Here is a 17,016-nt window from a genome sequence, read left to right on the forward strand (position 1 = left end):
GTCGCGCCCGGTGCGGACGAGCTCAGGCGGCGATGCCCCGCGCGTCGAGCGAGTCCTGCACGATCGTGAGGCCCGACAGCCCCGGCATCTTGGCGATGTGGGCGTCGATCTTCGCGGCCTCCTTGCGGCCCTCCGGCCCGCCCATGATGTGCCCCATCACGTGCTTGACCTCCTCGTCGCTCATGATCGTGGAACCGACGGGGCCCCAGAAGTTCTTGAGCGCGAAGCGGGCGAAGACCTGGGCCTTCTTGCTCTTCTCCAGCCGCTCCCTGGCCTGCGTGGCGTAGAAGGCGACGTGACGTGACTCCTGCTTGGCGATGCGCTTGAGCAGTTCGGCGAGCACGGGGTGCTTCTCGAGGGCGGCGAGCCGGTTGTAGGCGGCGACGGCCGACCACTCGTTCGCGGCACCCCAGATCATGTGCACGGCGATGAACCCCGAGCCCACGATGTTGCCGAGCAGCGACTGCTTCACCGGGTCGAGCCGGTCTTTCCAGCCGAGCTTCAGACGGGTGGCTTTGAGCTCGTCGAAGTCGACGATCACGTCGTGCTCGGCGAGCACGGCGGCCAGGGCCTCGCCGTGCCAGAACTCCTCGCGGTTCCACATGGTCATGAAGGCGGTGACGTCTTCGTCCTTGTGCGAGGGGGTGACCAGCATGTCGCGGAGGTAGCAGACGGTGTGGTACTCGACGTCGCACATGTAGCGGAGGCTGCGCAGCGTGCCCTCGGGCAGCGGCTCGTCGCGGAAGACGGAGAAGTCGAGGTCTTGCCAGGCGACCTTGGTGGAGGTCTCGGTGTACTTGTCGATGTCGAATGCCATGAGAGTCTCGGTCGTCAGCGCGGGTCGCTGCCGCTCGACCGACCTCCTTCCTCGGATGCCTCGGGTTCGGCGGGCTTGTGCTTGTCGCTCAGCACCGCCAGGTTAGCGGGGAGCACCTGACGATCGGATGAGCGTCTGGTCCAGTCCTCGACCGTCCACTTGGTGCGCTGGGCGTGCCGGTAGAGCTCGGTGTCGGGGTTCACCACGGTGGCGTTGCCCACCAGTTGCAGCCAGGCCACGTCGGCGAGCGAGTCGCCGTAGCCGTACGACTGGGTGAGGTTCGCCCCGTGCTTGTCGGCGTACTCGCGCAGCCACGCGGCGCGGGCCTCGTCGACCAGCGGGGGAGTGGCGAGGTAGCCGGTCATCACGCCCTTCGAGGCGTGCATCTCGCCGGCGACGATCTCGTCGAAGTACGGGGCGAACGGCTCGGCCGCCGAGCGGGTGGCGCCGGTGACGAGAACCGTGCGATGACCTGCCGCGCGGTGCTGCGCGACCCGGTCGAGCGCATCCGGAATCGCCCGCCCGAGCATCGCCGCACCGAACTGGCCCTTCACGAGGCGCTGCAGCTCGTCGACGCGGATGCCGCGGTATCGGCGCACCAGCGTGCGGATGAACTCGCCCCGGTCGCGGTGGTCGACCCGCAGGTACTTCGGCACGTTGAGCATGAGCGAGGCGAACTCCTGCGGCCACTGCGCCTTCGGGATGAGCGCGAGGCGCACCCAGAGGTACTGCTCGACCAGGTTCGACTCCACCACGGTGCCCTCGAAGTCGAACACCGCGAGCACGTCGCTGCGCACGGGCAGCGCACGCTTGGCGCGGGCGCGGCCGGCCGGGCGGTTGGCGTAGGCCTTGGTGAGCCCGGTGATCGAGGGGAAGTGCGTGTTCTGGAAGTAGTCGTGCCAGTCGATGTCGACGACGTCGAAGCCGCGGTCGGCCTTGAGCTCGGCCGGGATGGAGTTGTGCAGCGCCAGCGCGTTGCGGTCGTCGAAGATGAGCTCGGTCTGCACGTAGGCGCGGTAGAGCTCGGCGAAGTAGCGCAGCTGCTGGAGGCCCCGCTGGCGCTGGTGGAGGGTCTGCGTCCAGGCCCGGGTGCGGGTGGTGGAGGGCATGCGCGCCACCGCGCTGTCGGCGGCGTCGGCGAGACGCTCCTGCAGGCGGAGCGTGCGCTCGACCGAGCGACCGCCCGGGAAGCGCCACGAAGGCACCTGGATGGGGCCGTCGTCGTGCGGCATGGGGTTCTTGGTGAAGAACTCCTTGACGTTCTCGTACATGGAGTGGAAGGGCAGCGGGTTCCGCGCGCCCGAGACCACCTGGTAGTAGTTCGGCTCGTCGACGGGCGCCGGGGTGACCGCGGCGGCGAGGATGGCGTTCACCACGAAGTCGACCGGGATGACGTCGAGGATGGAGTCGGGAACACCCGGGAACTCGGGGAGCTGCCCGCGGCCGTAGGCCATGATGAGCGGGTCGGCGACCTTGAAGCCGTCGAGCCAGCCCGGCACCGGGTGGCGCAGCGCGCTCTCGATGATCGAGGGGCGCACGATCGACAGGCGGTGCCCCGCGGTGCCCCACAGCTCCTCGGCTGCGCGCTCGGCGAAGGCCTTGGTGAGGGTGTAGACGTCAGTCCAGCCGAGCGACTCGGCACGGATGCGGCCGTGCTCGACCAGTCGCTTGGTGACCCATTCGATGCGGGCCGCCTCCGCATCCTGAGCGACGGCCTGCGGGCCCACCTTGCCGAGCTTCGAGCGCGACTCGGCGAGCAGCTTCTTCAGCACCTCGGGCTGGCGCGAGGCCATCTCGACGCGGCGGCGGGCCGACTTCGCGGCGGCGTTCTCGGCGCGCCAGTCGATCTCGTGGGCGAGCGGGGCCTCGAGCGAGACGCCCTTGCGCATGCCCGCGACGTAGGCGGTGGAGACGTGCACGACGTGCGGGTCGCTGCCGGAGGCGAGGAGGGCTCCGTAGATGCCGGTGGCGCCGTCGACGTTGGTCTGGAAGGCCTCGTCGATGGGCGGGTCGAAGGAGACCGTGGAGGCGGAGTGGATGACTACGTCGATGTCACCGGGCAGCTCGCCCGGGTTCGCGAGGTCGCCCTGGATGACGCTGAGACGTTCGCGCACCGCGCGCTCGACCTCCGCCTCACCGACCGTCTCGCGCCAGGTCTTGAACACGGGCTTCTTCAGCAGCGTCTGCAGGCGAGCCTCACCCGTGGTGCGCGACTTCGGCCTGATGAGGAGCGAGACTCGCGTGTCGGGGTGGGTGGAGAGCAGGCGCTCGAGGACGGCCTGGCCCACGAAGCCGGTGCCGCCGGTGAGCAGCACGTGCGAGGAGCCGAGGGTGAAGTCGGGGTTCGCGGGCTGCGTCTCGGTGCTCGGGGTGGTCTCGGTCATCCGTGCGTTCTGCCTTCTGTGGGGGTCGTGGTGGAGGGTTTCGCCGCACCCGGTCGGAGAGCGTGCACGACGCCCGCCGCGCGGCGGCCGAGCCGCCTGGCGAAGGCGCCCGCCCGGCCCGCCGGGTCGAGTGCCGTCGACCTGGCGTCTCGCACGAGGTGCAGGGGGTCGAGGCCGGGGAGCTCGCGCACCCTGGTGTCGACCTCCTCGGCGAGGGAGGCGTCGAAGAGGTGTTCGTAGAAGAAGCGGGTCTCGGATGCCGCGAGGCTCGAGGCGCCGATCGGCCACTGGATGCGGGGGAGGCCACGCCGGGCGAGCGCTCGCGCCCCCTTCGACTCGCCGAGCCGGCGCTCGGAGTCGGCCTCGACGAACTCGCGGTGCCTCGCCTTCACCGTCTGCACGCGTTCGAGCAGAGCGAGGAGGGCCGGATGCGGGTCGGACTCCGCCAGGCGTCGGTACGCGGCCTCGGTGATCCATTCGTCGACCCCCACCGAGGTGAGATGGAGGGCGATGACGTCGGTGCCGATGGAGTTCGCGCGGAACGACTCGACGATGGGGGTCGCGCGCTCGGCGACCTCGAGCAGGAAGGAGCGCACCCGGGGCAGCTCCTGCGTGGTGAGGAGGTCGTGGCCGTGGGCGGTGACGATCTGCTCGAAGGCGTCGGCGATCCAGTACTTCTCGAAGGCCCAGGTGGTGAGGAAGGCGGTGACCCGCGCATCCTTGTGCGTGGGGGTGACGAGCACGTTGCGGAGGTAGGTCATGGTCGAGCGCTCGAGCTCGCGGGCGTAGGCCAGCAGCCGCACCGTCTCGGGGCGCAGCGGAGTCGCCGTGAGGGCGTCGAAGTCGATCTCGGAGCGGTGGCTGCCGACTGCCGTGCGAGCGAAGTCGCGCACGTCGAACCGGGCCCCTGCAGGCTCGTCGACGTTCATCGTGTGCTCTCCGGACAAACGCGGGTCCCTTCGCGGCGCGGCGTACAAGGTGGGTGTGTGAGTGCGCTCGTCTGACGCTACGCACTCCGTAGCGTATCCTAAGCATCATGGTGACGGCTCTGGTGACCGGTGGCACGTCCGGGATCGGCGCCTCGTTCGCGCGGGCCCTGGCGCTGCGCGGATACGACCTCGTGCTCGTGGCACGCGACGAGAAGCGACTCGGCGAGATGGCCGACGAACTGCGGGCGGAGGGCGTCTCGAGCGTCGAGACGATCTCGGCCGACCTCTCGGTGCGCGCCGACATCGACCGGGTCGCCGAGCGGCTCGAGAGCACCGAGAGCCCCATCGACTTCCTGGTGAACAACGCGGGCTTCGGCATCCACGGCTCGCTGCTCGAGCGCGACGTGAGCATCCACGAGCGGGCCCTCGACGTGATGTGCCTCGCCGTGCTCGTGCTGGGCGGCGCCGCAGGGCGGTCGATGAAGGCCAGGCGCCGCGGCACCATCCTCAACGTCTCGAGCGTGGCGGGCACGATCGCCACCGGCAACTACTCCGCGGTCAAGGCCTGGACCACCGCCTACACCGAGGGTCTCGCCGTCGAGCTCAAGGGCACGGGCGTGCAGGTGTCGGCGGTGCTGCCCGGCTGGGTGCGCACCGAGTTCCACGAGCGGGCCGGCATCCGCACCCGCTCCATCCCGAACGTGCTCTGGCTCGACGCCGACGACCTCGTCGCCGAGGCCCTCCACGACGTCGCGCGCGGCGCGGTGCTCTCGGTTCCCAGCAAGCGCTTCAAGGTGCTCTTCTTCTTCACCCGGCATCTGCCGCGCCGGGTCATCCGGTACATCTCGGGGCGCATCTCCTCGAGCCGCAACAAACCGGCCGAACCCTCGGCCGCGAACACAGGATCGGGGTCGGGAGTGCAGCAGTCGTCAGCGGAGGTGAAGCGGTGAGCGAGAAGCACCACGGCGAGGAGTCGCACGGCGAGGAGTCGCACGGCGAGAAGCACCACGGCCTGATCGCCCCGCCGAAAGACCGGTTCACCTCGGGCACGATGGCCGCGATGCGCTTCGTGGCCCAGCGGATGCTGCTGAAGCCGGTGGTGTGGTCGATCACCCGCGTCACCGTGCGCGGGCACGAGGCGGTCAAGGGCGTGAAGGGCGCGTTCATCGTGGTGGCGAACCACTCCAGCCACCTCGACGCCCCGCTCATCATGTGCGGCCTGCCGCGCCGTCTCGGCCGCTATCTCGCCGCCGGTGCCGCCGCCGACTACTTCTTCGACATCTGGTGGCGGCGCATCCTCACCGCCCTGTTCTTCAACGCGTTCCCCATCGACCGCACCGGCACCGCCGCCCGCCAGGGCGTGTCGAAGAAGCTGCTGGGCCGCGGGGTGCCGCTGCTGGTGTTCCCCGAGGGCACGCGCTCGAAGACCGGCGAGATGGCCTCGTTCAAGGCAGGGGCGGCCGCGCTGTCGATCTCGTGCGACGTTCCGTGCGTGCCGGTCGCGCTCGTCGGTGCGAGCCTCGCCATGCCCCGCGGCCGCAACTGGCCCATCCCCGGCCGGCCGCCCGTGGCCGTCATCTTCGGCGAGCCCATGCTCGGGCTCCCCGGCGAGACGCCCGACCAGTTCTCCGCCCGCATCCAGCGCGAGGTGCGGCGCCTCCACTCCACCGCAGCGGCCAGCGACGAGATCCCGGCGCTGCCGGTGATCGGCCAGAAGTCGTCGCAGAGCAGAACCATCTCGAAGGGAGCCGCATGACCGACGTCAAGCACATGAAGTGGTGGGGCTGGGGCCTCGAGGGCGTCGGCTTCCACCACGAGGACAAGCCCGCCTTCGCGCCGTTCGTGAAGAAGGCGGTGGCGCTCGACCTCTCGGTGCCGCCGGAGGCGCCGATCTCCTTCGACCAGCTCACCGTCGCGCCGCCGCGCCTGTCGCCGGCGTTCGAGGCCGAGCTCGTCGCCATCGTCGGCGAGGACAACGCGCACACCACCGACGAGTCGCGCGTGGTGCACGCCTACGGCAAGTCGATCCGCGACCTGCTGCGCATCCGCCGCAACGAGATCGCACGGGTTCCCGACATCGTGGTGTACCCGGGCGACGAGTGGGACGTGCAGCAGATCGTCGACGCCGCCGTCGCCGCGAACGCCGTCATCATCCCGTTCGGCGGGGGCTCGAACATCGCCGGCAGCCTCGAGCCGCTGGCCGACGAGACGCGCACGGTCGTGTCGCTCGACCTCGGGCGCCTGAACCGCGTGCTCGACATCGACGAGGGCTCGGGCCTCGCGCGCATCCAGGCGGGAACCCAGGGCCCTGACATGGAGGAGCAGCTGAACGCCAAGGGCTGGACGATGGGGCACTTCCCCGACTCGTTCACCCACTCGACGCTCGGCGGCTGGGTGGCCACCCGCTCCTCCGGCATGCAGAGCGACAAGTACGGCGACATCGCCGACATCACCCGGGGCCTCCGCATGGTGCGCCCCGGCGAGATCGTCGAGCTGCGGCCGCTGCCGTCGACCTCGACGGGGCCGTCGGTGCGCGAGATGATCATCGGCTCGGAGGGGCGCCTCGGCGTCATCACCGAGGTCACCGTGCAGGTGCACCGCCAGCCCGCGGTGCGCGAGGTGCAGGCCTACTTCTTCCCGAACTGGGACGCCGGGCTCGCCGCCATGCACGAGATCTCGGAGTCGGATGCGTCGCCGTCGATCACCCGTGTCTCCGACGCCAGGGAGAGCGGCTTCTCGCTGGCCACCCGCAAGGCGTCGAAGGGCATCTCGGGTGCTGCGCAGAACGTGCTCATGTCGGTGCTGAAGCGCCGCGGCTGGGTGCTGGAAGACATGTGCTTGTCGTTCATCGGCTACGAGGGCAGCGAGTCGCACGTGGCGTACGAGAAGAAGCTCGTCGGCGCCATCGTGAAGAAGCACGGCGGGCTCGGGGTCGGCAAGGGCCCCGGCGCGCTCTACGACCAGAAGAAGTTCGACACGCCCTACCTGCGCGACTTCCTGCTCGACCGGGGCGCCGCCGCCGACGTGTCGGAGACGGCGGCGCCGTGGTCGCGCCTGCACGAGGTGTACGACACGACGGTCGCCGCCGCGAACGCCGCCTACGACGCGCTCGGGGTGCACGGCTGGATCATGTGCCACCTCTCGCACTCCTACCACTCGGGTGCCTGCCTCTACTTCACCTTCGCCTTCGTGTACGGCGACGACCCGATCGGTCAGTACGAGGTGGTGAAGAAGTCGATCCAGCAGGCGTTCCAGGATGCCGGCGGCACGCTCTCGCACCACCACGGCGTCGGTGTGGAGCACTCGCCGTGGATGGAGCAGGACATCTCCGCCGGCGGCGTCGCCCTCATGCAGGGGCTGTTCGACTCCGCCGACCCGAAGGGCCTGTTCAACCCGGGCAAGGTGCTCGGCACGGTGCAGCTCACGGCTGACGACGTGGCGGAGCTCGTGGCGGAGGCCCCGCGCGCCGCGGCGCCGGCGCCGGTGGAGTAGGGAGCTACTCAGCCGGCGGGGTGAGGGCGGGCCAGAGCAGCGTGAGCAGCCGGTCGGCCCACTCCTCGTCGGGCTCGCCGCCGCGGATGACGTGGCCGACCGCCGCACCCAGCAGCACGCTCACGGTGAGCTTCACGTCGAGGCCCTGACGCAGGTCGCCGCGCGCCACCGCCTCGTCGAGGAACGCGACGAGCTGGTGGCTGCGGTGCCTGATCATCACCCGCAGCTGCTCGGTGAACTGCCCGTCGTCGTCGATCAGGATGGCGGCGACCGTCCCGCGCCCCACGATGTCCTGCACCCTCACCCGTGCCGCGCCCAGCAGCCAGTGCAGGGTGTCATAGGTCGACATGCCCTCGGGCAGCGTCACCTCGGTGGTGGCGGCGTCGATGGCGGCGACGATGAGGGCGTCGCGGTCGGCGTAGCGCCGGTAGATCGTCGTCTTCGCGACTCCGGATGCTGCGGCCACCGCCTCCACGTTCACCCCGGCCGGCCCGCGGTCGCGCAGCAGCTGCAGGGTCGCGGCCACGATGCGCTCGTCGGCGCCGGGTCTGTCCTCCGCGGGCCTGTCCTCCGCCCCGTCGGGGTGATCGGCATCGTGCACGGACATGCTGCCCATTATGCCGGGTGCGCCACGGCGTGTCCGGAGGCCCCGGTCGGGCTGTGCCCGGCCGACGCTACCCGACTGTCAGAGCCCGCAGCCGGGCTGGGCCCGGCCGACGCTACCCGCTCGTCAGAGCCCGCGGTCGACCATGTCGAGCAGCCGCTCGGTGGCGAAGTCGACCATGCGGTCGTCGAGGCCGCGCAACGGGCCGTCGATGACGAGCATCCCGAGCCCGTGAACGGTCGCCCAGGCCAGGAACTCCGCGTTCTGCCGCCGCTCGGGCGGCAGCAGGCCCGCCTCCACCAGCCGGTCGAGTGCGAGGCCCACCTGCTGGAACGGGGTGAGCCCCGCGCGACCCGCCTTCTCGGGCATCGTCGCGCGGCGCAGGTCGTCGGGAACGGTGAACGCGGTGCGGAAGAGCCCGGGCTCCTCCCGGGCGAAGCCGATGTAGCCGAGGCCGACCGCGCGCAACGTCATGCGCGCATCCTGTTCGGCGTCGCCCGAGGGCGGATGCGCGTCGAACTCGGCTTGGATGCGATCGGCCGAGAGGCCGAGGCAGACGTCGGAGACGGCCTGCAGCAGCGCGTCGCGATCGGCGAAGTGGCGGTAGGCGGCGTTGGGCGACACGCCGGCCCGCCGGGTCGCCTCCCGCAGCACCACGGCGGCCGGGCCGCCCTCGCGGGCCATCTCGACCGCCACCTCGATGAGCGCCTCGCGCAGGTCGCCGTGGCGGTACGTGCTGCGTGGGCCCGGCGTGCGGTCGTCGCTCATGGGCGCCTCGGGTTCTGACGGGGGACGGGGGCGGCGCTCGCCCGTCGCGAGACGGCGGGGAGTCGTGTGGACAGTGTACACATGTCCATGACGATGCATGCGTTCTGACCCGCGGAGGGCGCCGCTTGCCGCCACCGGCACCTCGCCCCGGCGGGGCTCACTGGGCGTCGGCGATGGCGTTCAGCACCAGCACGGCGGAGTCGTTCGCGCCGATGGCGTACTCGTTCGTCTCGTCCTCGGCGCACAGCTGGCCGGTGGCGATCTCCTCGATCTCGTCGACCAGCGACCGCACCGAACGCAGCTCACCCTGGAGCGTCGCCGCCGAGACGTTGCGCGAGGCCTGCAGCTCGGTGAGGGAGTCGCTCAGCTGCTCGCGGTCGGCGAGGGCGATGGCGGCGTCGGAGAGGGCGCGGTCGCGCTCGTCGGCGAGCACGCCGATCTCGCTGCGTGCGTCGGCCAGCTCGCGCTCGAGCGCCGCGATGTCGGGGGAGGTGGCGCTCGCCGCGCCGTTCGGGCCCTGAGCGCTCGCCGCTTCGCGGGCTTCCGCGAGCTCGTGCTCGAGCTCGGCGACGCGGGCTCGCGCCTCGAGCAGCTCGAGGTCGCCGCCGAAGGCCTCGGGGTCGGCGGCCGCGCCGGCCGATCGCTCGCGCTCGAGCTCGGCGACGCGGGCTCGGGCCGCCTCGAGCTCGGCCGGGTCGCCCGCCGACGCGAGGGCATCGGCGAGCTCCGACTCGAGCTGGGCCACCCGGGCCTCGGCCGCGTCGAGCGCCGTCGTGTCTGCGGCGGCGCGGTGCGCCTCGGCGAGTTCGATCTCGAGTTCGGCGACGCGGGCTGCCGCGGCCGCCTCGGCGGCCTCGCCCCCGCCCACCGACTCGCTGGCGCCGAGTCGCGCCTCGGCGAGTTCCGCCTCGAGCACGGCGACCCTGGCCTCCGCCTCCTCGAGTGCCGCGGTGTCGGAGGCCGCGGCCCGCGCCTCGGCGAGCTCGGCCTCCAGCTCGGCCACCCGGGCGTCGTGGGCCGCCTCGGCCTCCTGGGCCGCGCCGAGCTCGCTCTCGAGCTCGGCGACGCGGGTGCGGGCGGCGGTGAGCGCGTCATCGCCGTCGGCGGCCTCGGCGGCCTCGGCGGTGATGGCGGCGAGGGCTGCGGCGTGCTCGGCGCGCAGCTGATCGCTGCGGGCGTCGCTGTCGGCGAGGGCCGCGCGGTGCTCGGCGCCGAGCTGCTCGGCGAGCTGCTCCCGCTCGGCGAGGGCGGCGAGGTGGTCGGACTCGAGCTGGGCGCGCTCGGCGGCGAGCCGCTCGATCTCGCTCTGCGACGCCTGGCGCTGCTCCTCGGCGGCGGCGGCGGCCGCGCTCCGCAGCTGGTCGACCTCGGCGGCATGGGCGGCCTGCAGCTGCTCGATCTCGGCGGCGTGGGCGGCGCGCAGCTGCTCCAGCTCAGCCGCGTGCGAGGCCTGGAGCTGTTCATCGTGGGCGCGCAGCGCATCCGATTCGCTGGCGTGCCCGGCCCGCAGCTGCTCGGTCTCGGTCTGGTGGGCAAACCGCAGCTCGTCGAGCTGGGTCTGGTGGGCGGTCGACATCTGCTCGAGCTGGGCCGCGTGCGAGGCGGAGAGCTGCTCGAGCTGGGCCGCGTGCGAGCTGGAGAGCTGCTCGAGCTGGGCCGCGTGGGCGGCGTGCAGCCCGGCGACCTGGTTCTCGTAGCCCGCAACGGTGGCCTGCTGCTCCTGGGTGAGCCGGGTCGTGGTGTCGGCGAGCTGGGTCTGCAGCGCTCCGGTCTCGGCGGCCAGCTGGGCGGTGAGCGCGCCGGTCTGTGCGGCGAGTTCCGCCTGCATCCGTGCCGTCTCGTCGGCGAGCTGCGCGCGCAGGGCGTTGGTCTCGCCGATCAGGCGTTCGTGAAGGGCGGCGAGCTCGGCCTCGCGCTGCGCGAGGGTCGCCGCGGTCGAGTCGAGGCGCGCCTGGGTGTCTTCGTAGCGGGCGGTCATCTCGGTGAGGCGGTCGCGGGTGGCGGCGAGCTCGCGCTCGGCGTCGAGGCGGGCGGTGTCGCGCAGGCGCCGGTCGTCGATGACGAGACCGAGCTGCGAGCGGATGATCTCGAGCGGGTCGTCGTCGCCCTCCACCTCTTCGGCGGGGACGATCTCGGGCGCCTCGTAGGCGGGGTGCGCGGTGGGGTCGATGAAGTGGTGACGGTACAGCTCGTCGACGATCGCCTCGTAGCGCTCGCGGAACTCGGGGGTGCCGATCTTGAGCGAGGCGCCCACGAAGGCCAGCGCGGTGCGGTCGCGCCGGCTCAGGGTGTATTCGGTCGTGGTGGCGTCGGACATGATGCTCCTACTGGCCTCGCGGGTGGGGGGCTGCCGCTGTCGTCGCGGCTCGTCGCATCAAGGTTAGTCGCCTCGCGGGCGGGAACGGTCAGGGTTCTCGCAAGCTCGGTCGACAGGCGTCGTTCAGGGCTCCCGGGTGCCGCGCAGGCGCTCGATCTCGCGTCGGTCGCGCTTGGTGGGCCGCCCCGCACCGCGGTCGCGCACCGGCACGAAGGCCACCGCCTCGCGCGGCGGGGGCGGGGGAGTGAGGTCGACGAAGCACTCGGCGGCGGCCACCGCGGAACCCCGCTTGGTGGCGAGGGCGCGCACGGTGAGGATGCGGTCGAAACCCGAGATGCGCGCCCGCACCTCGTCGCCGGGGCGCACGGTCTGCGCGGCCTTCGCCGTCGTGCCGTTGAGCTTGACGTGCCCGGCCCGGCACGCCGTGGTGGCGGCCGAGCGGGTCTTGTACACGCGCACGGCCCAGAGCCAGCTGTCGAGGCGCACGCCGGTGGGCGCGTTCGCGCCGGGGGCCGCGTTCGCGTTCGACTTGTTCACACCCGGGGCCATCTCGAAAGTCTTCCACAGCCTGGGCTGCAGAGTCGGGCGAGACGGATGCGCGCCTAGGCTGATGTGGTGCCCCTCACCGCTGTCTCCTCCCCGCCCGCGATGCCCTCGCCCTTCGACCCCGACGAGGCGTACGAGGCGTTCGCGAGCTGGGCGGCCGAGCGCGGTACACCGCTCTACCCCGCTCAAGACGAGTCGCTGGTGGCCATCGTGTCGGGGGAGAACGTCATCCTCTCCACCCCCACCGGCACGGGCAAGTCGCTCGTGGCGGTCGCGGCGCACGCGGTCGCGCTGGCGAAGGGGGAGCGCAGCTACTACACCGCACCCATCAAGGCCCTCGTGTCGGAGAAGTTCTTCGACCTGGTCGAGATCTTCGGCGCCGCGAACGTGGGAATGGTCACGGGCGACTCGTCGGTGAACCCCGAGGCGCCGATCGTCTGCGCCACCGCCGAGATCCTCGCCAACCTCGCTCTGCGGCACGGGCCGGAGACCCCCGTGGGCCAGGTCGTGATGGACGAGTTCCACTTCTACGCCGAGGCCGATCGCGGGTGGGCCTGGCAGACGCCGCTGCTCACCCTGCCGCGCGCCCAGTTCGTGCTCATGTCGGCGACGCTCGGCGACGTCGACTGGCTCGCCACCGACCTCTCCCGTCGTACCGGCCGGGAGACCACCGTCATCACGGGGGTCTCCCGCCCGGTGCCGCTCAGCTACAGCTACGCCACCACGCCCATCCAGGAGACCGTGGAGGAGCTGCTGCAGACGCATCGCGCGCCGGTGTACATCGTGCACTTCAGCCAGCTGGCCGCCGTCGAGCGGGCGCAGGCGCTGTCGAGCATCTCGGTGGCCAGCCGGGCGCAGCGCGACGAGATCGCCGAGCTGATCGGCCCGTTCCGGTTCACCACCGCCTTCGGCAAGACGCTGTCGCGGCTCATCAGGATGGGCATCGGGGTGCACCACGCGGGAATGCTGCCGAAGTACCGCAGGCTCGTCGAGCGGCTGGCGCAGCGCGGTCTGCTGCGGGTCATCTGCGGCACCGACACGCTGGGTGTGGGCATCAACGTGCCCATCCGCACCGTGCTCCTCTCGGCCCTCACCAAGTTCGACGGCACCCGCATGCGGCAGCTCACAGCGCGCGAGTTCCACCAGATCGCCGGCCGGGCGGGTCGGGCCGGCTTCGACACGGCGGGCACCGTCGTGGTGCAGGCGCCCGAGCACGAGACCGAGAACCTCAAGGCGCTCGCGAAGCTCGGCGACGACCCGAAGAAGCGGCGCAAGTTCGTGCGCAAGAAGGCGCCGGAGGGGTTCGTGTCGTGGGGCGAGCCGAGCTTCGAGAAGCTCATCGCCGCCCAACCCGAGAAGCTCACCTCGCAGTTCCGCGTCACGCACGCGATGGTGCTCAACACCATCGCCAGAGGCGGCGACGTGGTGGCGAACATGCGCGCGCTGCTCGAAGACAACCACGAGCCCCGCGCCCGCCAGCGCGAGCTGCTGCGCCAGGCGCTCGCCATCTACCGCACGCTCCGCACCGCGGGGGTGGTCGAGCAGGTCACCGACGCCACCACCAGGCAGACCGTCATCAGGCTCACCGTCGACCTGCAGCCGAACTTCGCCCTCAACCAGCCGCTGTCGCCGTTCGCCCTCGCGGTGTACGAGCTGCTCGACGAGGAGTCGCCCGTCTTCGCGCTCGACGTGGTGTCGGTCACCGAGGCCATCCTCGACGATCCGCGGCCGGTGCTCTCGGCGCAGCAGTTCGTGGCGCGGGGCGAGGCGGTCGCGGCGATGAAGGCCGAGGGGCTCGACTACGACCAGCGCATGGAGCTGCTCGACGAGGTCACCCACCCGAAGCCGCTGGAGGGCCTCCTCGGCGAGGCCTTCGCCACCTACCGCGCGTCGCAGCCGTGGATCGGCGACTTCGACATCTCGCCGAAGTCGGTCGTGCGCGACATGTACGAGCGGGCGATGTCGTTCGGCGAGTACATCGCGTTCTACCGTCTCGCCCGGTCGGAGGGCTTGGTGCTGCGCTACCTCTCCGACGCCTACCGCACCCTGCGCTCCACGGTGCCCGACGAGCTGAAGAGCGACGACCTGGTCGACCTCATCGAGTGGCTCGGCGAGCTGGTGCGCCAGACCGACTCCAGCGTGCTCGACGAGTGGGAGGCCCTGGTCGACCCCGAGGCGGTCGCCGCGGCCGCCGAGCACGAGGAGGAGGCGCCCATCGTGCCGCCGGCCCCGAAGCTGCTCACGTCGAACCCCCGGGCGTTCCGCATCCTGGTGCGCAACGAGCTGTTCCGCCGGGTGACCCTCGCCGCCCGCGAGGCGTGGGAGGAGCTCGGCGAGCTCGATGCCGCTTCGGGGTTCGGAGCCGATCGCTGGGCAACGGCGATGGACGCGTACTACGACATGCACGACTCCCTCGGCATCGGCCCGCACGCGCGCAGCGGCGCCCTCCTCATCCTCGAGGAGGAGCCCGCCGTCTGGCGCGCCCGCCAGATCTTCGACGACCCCGCCGGTGACCACGACTGGGGCATCGCCGCCGAGATCGACCTCGCCGCCTCCAACGACGCGGGCGCCGCGGTCGTCCGCATCCTCGCCGTCGACCAGCTCTGACCTGCCCGGGTGGCGGGTGAGCGGATGACCTACCCGGGTGGCGGGTCGGCGGGCTGACTTGCCCGGGTGGCGCGTCAGCGGATGACCTGCCGCGTGCCGGCTCAGCGGGCGACGAGGGAGGGGAGCTGCCAGTCGAAGGCGATGGCGAGGATGCGGAGGGCGGCGCAGACGACGAAGCCGGTCGTCATCGCGACGGCGGGGGTGAGGCGCAGCCTCGCGGCCACCAGCAGTGCGAGCGACCCGGCTGCGGCAGCCGATGCGTAGACGCTCGAGGTGAGCACCGACGGGATGCCCCCGAGCAGCACGTCGCGCACCATGCCCCCGCCGACGGCGGTGAGGGTGCCGAGGATCACGACCACCCACCCGATCGCCCGGTGGTCGAGCGCCTTCTCGGCGCCGGTGACGGCGAAGAGCGCGAGTCCGAGCGCGTCGAGGACGGCGAACGCGTCGTCGGGCGTGTCGGCCGAGAGGGCCACCACGGCGAAGGCGAGCACCGAGCCGAGCAGGGCGATGAGGATGCGCGACGGCGAGCGGAACGCGAACGGCGGCACGTCGCCGAGCAGCACGTCGCGCAGGATGCCGCCCACCGTCGCCGACACGCAGCCCACCACGAGCACGCCGAACACGTCGAGGCCCGCCACGGCGGCGAGCCTCGCCCCCTCGAAGGCGAACAGACCCGTGGCGACGATGTCGGCGACGGTGAACAACCGCGAGGCCTGACGACCGTGCCGCGACCACGCGGCGGCCGCCCCCGTTCCGCTCACCCGCGCGACCGCTCGTCTGTACCGGCGGTGCCGCCGCCGGTCGAGCCGCCGCCGGCACCGCCGCGCGAGGTACCGGCAGGGCGCCGCCAGCGGGTCAGCAGCGTGCTGCCCGAGCGGAGCACGTGGCCGAGCTCGAGCCCGCGCGGCGGGGCGGGCGTCTCGGTCGGTGCCGTGATGACGCGGGGGCCGTGCCCGCCTTCGAGCAGCGGGCTGAGGGTGAGGCAGAACTCGTCGACGAGGTCGGCGGCCACCAAGTCGCCGAACAGCGACGGACCGCCTTCGCAGAGCACCTGGGTGTGGCCGCGCGAGGTGAGTTCGGCGACGATCCGCGCGGGGTCGACCGTGTCGGTGCCCACGTCGACGACGTCGGCGACCTCGCTGAGGCGGGCCCGAGCATCCGCCGGCGCCGCCTCGACGGTGAACACGAGGGGGCGTCGGGGCGCGACGGCGAAGAGGTCGGAGCCGGGGTCGAGGCTGAGCCGCCCGCTCACCAGCGCCATCGCCGGCTGCGCCGGGAGCCCCGCCGCGACCCGCCGCGCCGATCTCTCGGCGGAGACCCGCAGCGCGCCGTATCCCTCGTCGCGGGCGGTGCCCGCCCCGACCAGCACGACGTCGGCGAGCGAGCGGAGCGTGTCGAAGACCCGCTTGTCGGCGGGCCCCCCGAGGCCGCCCGAGAGGCCGTCGACGGTGGCCGACCCGTCGAGGCTCTGCACGAAGTTCACCCGCAGCACGCCGGTCGCGCGGTCGTCGACGTCGTAGAGGCTCCAGAGTGCGTCGTCGTCGAGGGCGCCCCCACCGAGGTCGGGCCTGCCGCCCGTGAGCAGCAGGATGGGCTCCTCGTCGCCCCGCCCCGCGGGAGCGCCGCCGCTGATGGTCTGGTCGGTCATACGTTGTGCACCTCCTGCACGGGTTCGCGGAACCCGAGTACGGCCTCGAGCATCCGCATCGCCTTCACCGACGCCGCCACGTCGTGCATGCGCACCACGCGCGCCCCGAGCAGGGCGCACACCGTGGCAGCGACGAGCGAGCCCTCGGTGCGCTCGCTCTTGACGGCACCGAGGCTCTCGCCCACGAAGTCCTTGTTCGACACGGCGGCGAGCGCGGGCAGCCCGATCGCGGCGATCTCGTCGAAACGGCGGGTGAGCTCGAGGCTGTGCCGGGTGTTCTTGTTCAGGTCATGCCCGGGGTCGACGAACAGCTGCGCCTCGGTGACGCCGGCCGCCGTCGCCTCCTCGACGCGCTGGTCGAGGAAGGCGCGCACCTCGGCCACCACGTCGTCGTAGCGCGGCCGGGGATGCGGCCGGCGGGGAGCGGCGAGGCTGTGGGTGATCACGAGGGAGGCGCCGCTCCCGGCGACGACGGCGGCCATCTCGGGGTCGCTCAGCCCCGTCGTGTCGTTCACGACGTGCGCCCCCGCGGCGATGCAGGCGGCGGCGACGGATGCGCGGAAGGTGTCGACCGAGATCACGACGTCGCTCCGCTCGGCCACCGCCGCGACCACGGGGAGCACGCGATCGAGCTCCTCCTCGGCCGGGATCTCGGGCCCTGGCGCGAACTTCGCGCCTCCCACGTCGACCCAGTCGGCGCCGAGCTCGGCCGCGCGGAGCGCTGCGTCGACCGCGCTGTCGAGGGCGAAGGTCGCTCCCTGGTCGAAGAACGAGTCGGGGGTGCGGTTGACGATGGCCATCACCGCGATGCGCCGGTCGAAGTCGATGGTGCGCGATCCGAGACGGCGCACCGGGTGCCGCAGCGCGGGTGTGACGATCATGTGTCCATCATGGTCGCTGC

14 protein-coding genes are annotated in these 17,016 nt (G+C 72.0%); 4 read left to right on the plus strand and 10 right to left on the minus strand.

Features of this window, described 5'->3' with window-relative positions; all coding sequences use genetic code 11:
* Positions 1–22: 22 nt before the first annotated feature.
* The 3 genes from HL652_RS06025 to HL652_RS06035 are packed head-to-tail and all read right to left on the minus strand — an operon-like array spanning position 23 to position 4,130.
* Positions 23–817, minus strand: coding sequence for a ferritin family protein (locus HL652_RS06025; RefSeq protein ID WP_171704459.1), 795 nt, complete (start codon positions 815–817; stop codon positions 23–25).
* A gap of 14 nt (positions 818–831) precedes the next feature.
* Positions 832–3,201 carry an SDR family oxidoreductase gene (locus tag HL652_RS06030; RefSeq protein ID WP_171704461.1) on the minus strand — a complete coding sequence of 790 codons (2,370 nt, stop codon included), beginning with the start codon at positions 3,199–3,201 and terminating at the stop codon, positions 832–834.
* Positions 3,198–4,130 (minus strand): hypothetical protein, encoded by a 933-nt coding sequence (locus tag HL652_RS06035; protein ID WP_216604024.1) that lies wholly within the window; start codon positions 4,128–4,130, stop codon positions 3,198–3,200. The genes HL652_RS06030 and HL652_RS06035 overlap by 4 nt, the downstream gene beginning before the upstream one ends.
* A gap of 107 nt (positions 4,131–4,237) precedes the next feature.
* Between HL652_RS06035 and HL652_RS06040 the strand changes: the two genes are divergently transcribed.
* Genes HL652_RS06040 through HL652_RS06050 form a run of 3 tightly spaced genes read left to right on the plus strand, consistent with a single transcriptional unit; the run spans position 4,238 to position 7,622 of the window.
* Positions 4,238–5,080, plus strand: coding sequence for an SDR family NAD(P)-dependent oxidoreductase (locus tag HL652_RS06040; protein ID WP_171704463.1), 843 nt, complete (start codon positions 4,238–4,240; stop codon positions 5,078–5,080).
* Positions 5,077–5,886: a lysophospholipid acyltransferase family protein gene (locus tag HL652_RS06045; RefSeq protein WP_253743676.1), complete on the plus strand. Its 810-nt coding sequence runs from the start codon at positions 5,077–5,079 to the stop codon at positions 5,884–5,886. The genes HL652_RS06040 and HL652_RS06045 overlap by 4 nt, the downstream gene beginning before the upstream one ends.
* A complete protein-coding gene (locus HL652_RS06050) occupies positions 5,883–7,622 on the plus strand; it encodes an FAD-binding oxidoreductase (protein WP_171704465.1) in 1,740 nt (579 codons plus the stop codon). The genes HL652_RS06045 and HL652_RS06050 overlap by 4 nt, the downstream gene beginning before the upstream one ends.
* Before the next feature lie 4 nt (positions 7,623–7,626).
* Here HL652_RS06050 and HL652_RS06055 read toward each other — a convergent pair whose 3' ends face one another.
* From HL652_RS06055 to HL652_RS06070, 4 genes are all read right to left on the minus strand, one after another.
* Complete coding sequence (locus tag HL652_RS06055) at positions 7,627–8,229, minus strand: TetR/AcrR family transcriptional regulator (protein ID WP_171704466.1); 603 nt, start codon at positions 8,227–8,229, stop codon at positions 7,627–7,629.
* Positions 8,230–8,352: 123 nt separating this feature from the next.
* Positions 8,353–8,994: a TetR/AcrR family transcriptional regulator gene (locus HL652_RS06060; protein WP_171704468.1), complete on the minus strand. Its 642-nt coding sequence runs from the start codon at positions 8,992–8,994 to the stop codon at positions 8,353–8,355.
* 157 nt (positions 8,995–9,151) lie between these two features.
* The gene (locus HL652_RS06065) at positions 9,152–11,311 is read right to left on the minus strand and encodes a coiled-coil domain-containing protein (protein ID WP_171704470.1); all 2,160 of its coding nucleotides are present in this window, start codon (positions 11,309–11,311) and stop codon (positions 9,152–9,154) included.
* 123 nt (positions 11,312–11,434) lie between these two features.
* Complete coding sequence (locus HL652_RS06070; protein WP_171704472.1) at positions 11,435–11,860, minus strand: RNA-binding S4 domain-containing protein; 426 nt, start codon at positions 11,858–11,860, stop codon at positions 11,435–11,437.
* A gap of 99 nt (positions 11,861–11,959) precedes the next feature.
* Here HL652_RS06070 and HL652_RS06075 point away from each other — a divergent pair, with 99 nt between their 5' ends.
* On the plus strand, positions 11,960–14,464 hold the full coding sequence (locus tag HL652_RS06075) for a DEAD/DEAH box helicase (RefSeq protein ID WP_171707211.1): 2,505 nt from the start codon (positions 11,960–11,962) through the stop codon (positions 14,462–14,464).
* Between the two features lie 101 nt (positions 14,465–14,565).
* Here HL652_RS06075 and HL652_RS06080 read toward each other — a convergent pair whose 3' ends face one another.
* Genes HL652_RS06080 through folP form a run of 3 tightly spaced genes read right to left on the minus strand, consistent with a single transcriptional unit; the run spans position 14,566 to position 16,996 of the window.
* Positions 14,566–15,228, minus strand: a complete 663-nt coding sequence (locus HL652_RS06080) for a trimeric intracellular cation channel family protein (protein ID WP_216604025.1) — start codon at positions 15,226–15,228, stop codon at positions 14,566–14,568.
* Positions 15,225–16,115 carry a pyrimidine reductase family protein gene (locus HL652_RS06085; RefSeq protein WP_171704474.1) on the minus strand — a complete coding sequence of 297 codons (891 nt, stop codon included), beginning with the start codon at positions 16,113–16,115 and terminating at the stop codon, positions 15,225–15,227. Before HL652_RS06085 ends, HL652_RS06080 begins: the two co-directional genes overlap by 4 nt.
* Entirely contained in the window at positions 16,112–16,996 is an 885-nt protein-coding gene (gene folP, locus HL652_RS06090) for a dihydropteroate synthase (RefSeq protein ID WP_171704476.1), read from the minus strand. Before folP ends, HL652_RS06085 begins: the two co-directional genes overlap by 4 nt.
* Between the last annotated feature and the right edge of the window lie 20 nt (positions 16,997–17,016).

Source organism: Herbiconiux sp. SALV-R1 (assembly GCF_013113715.1).
Classification (GTDB): Bacteria; Actinomycetota; Actinomycetes; order Actinomycetales; family Microbacteriaceae; genus Herbiconiux.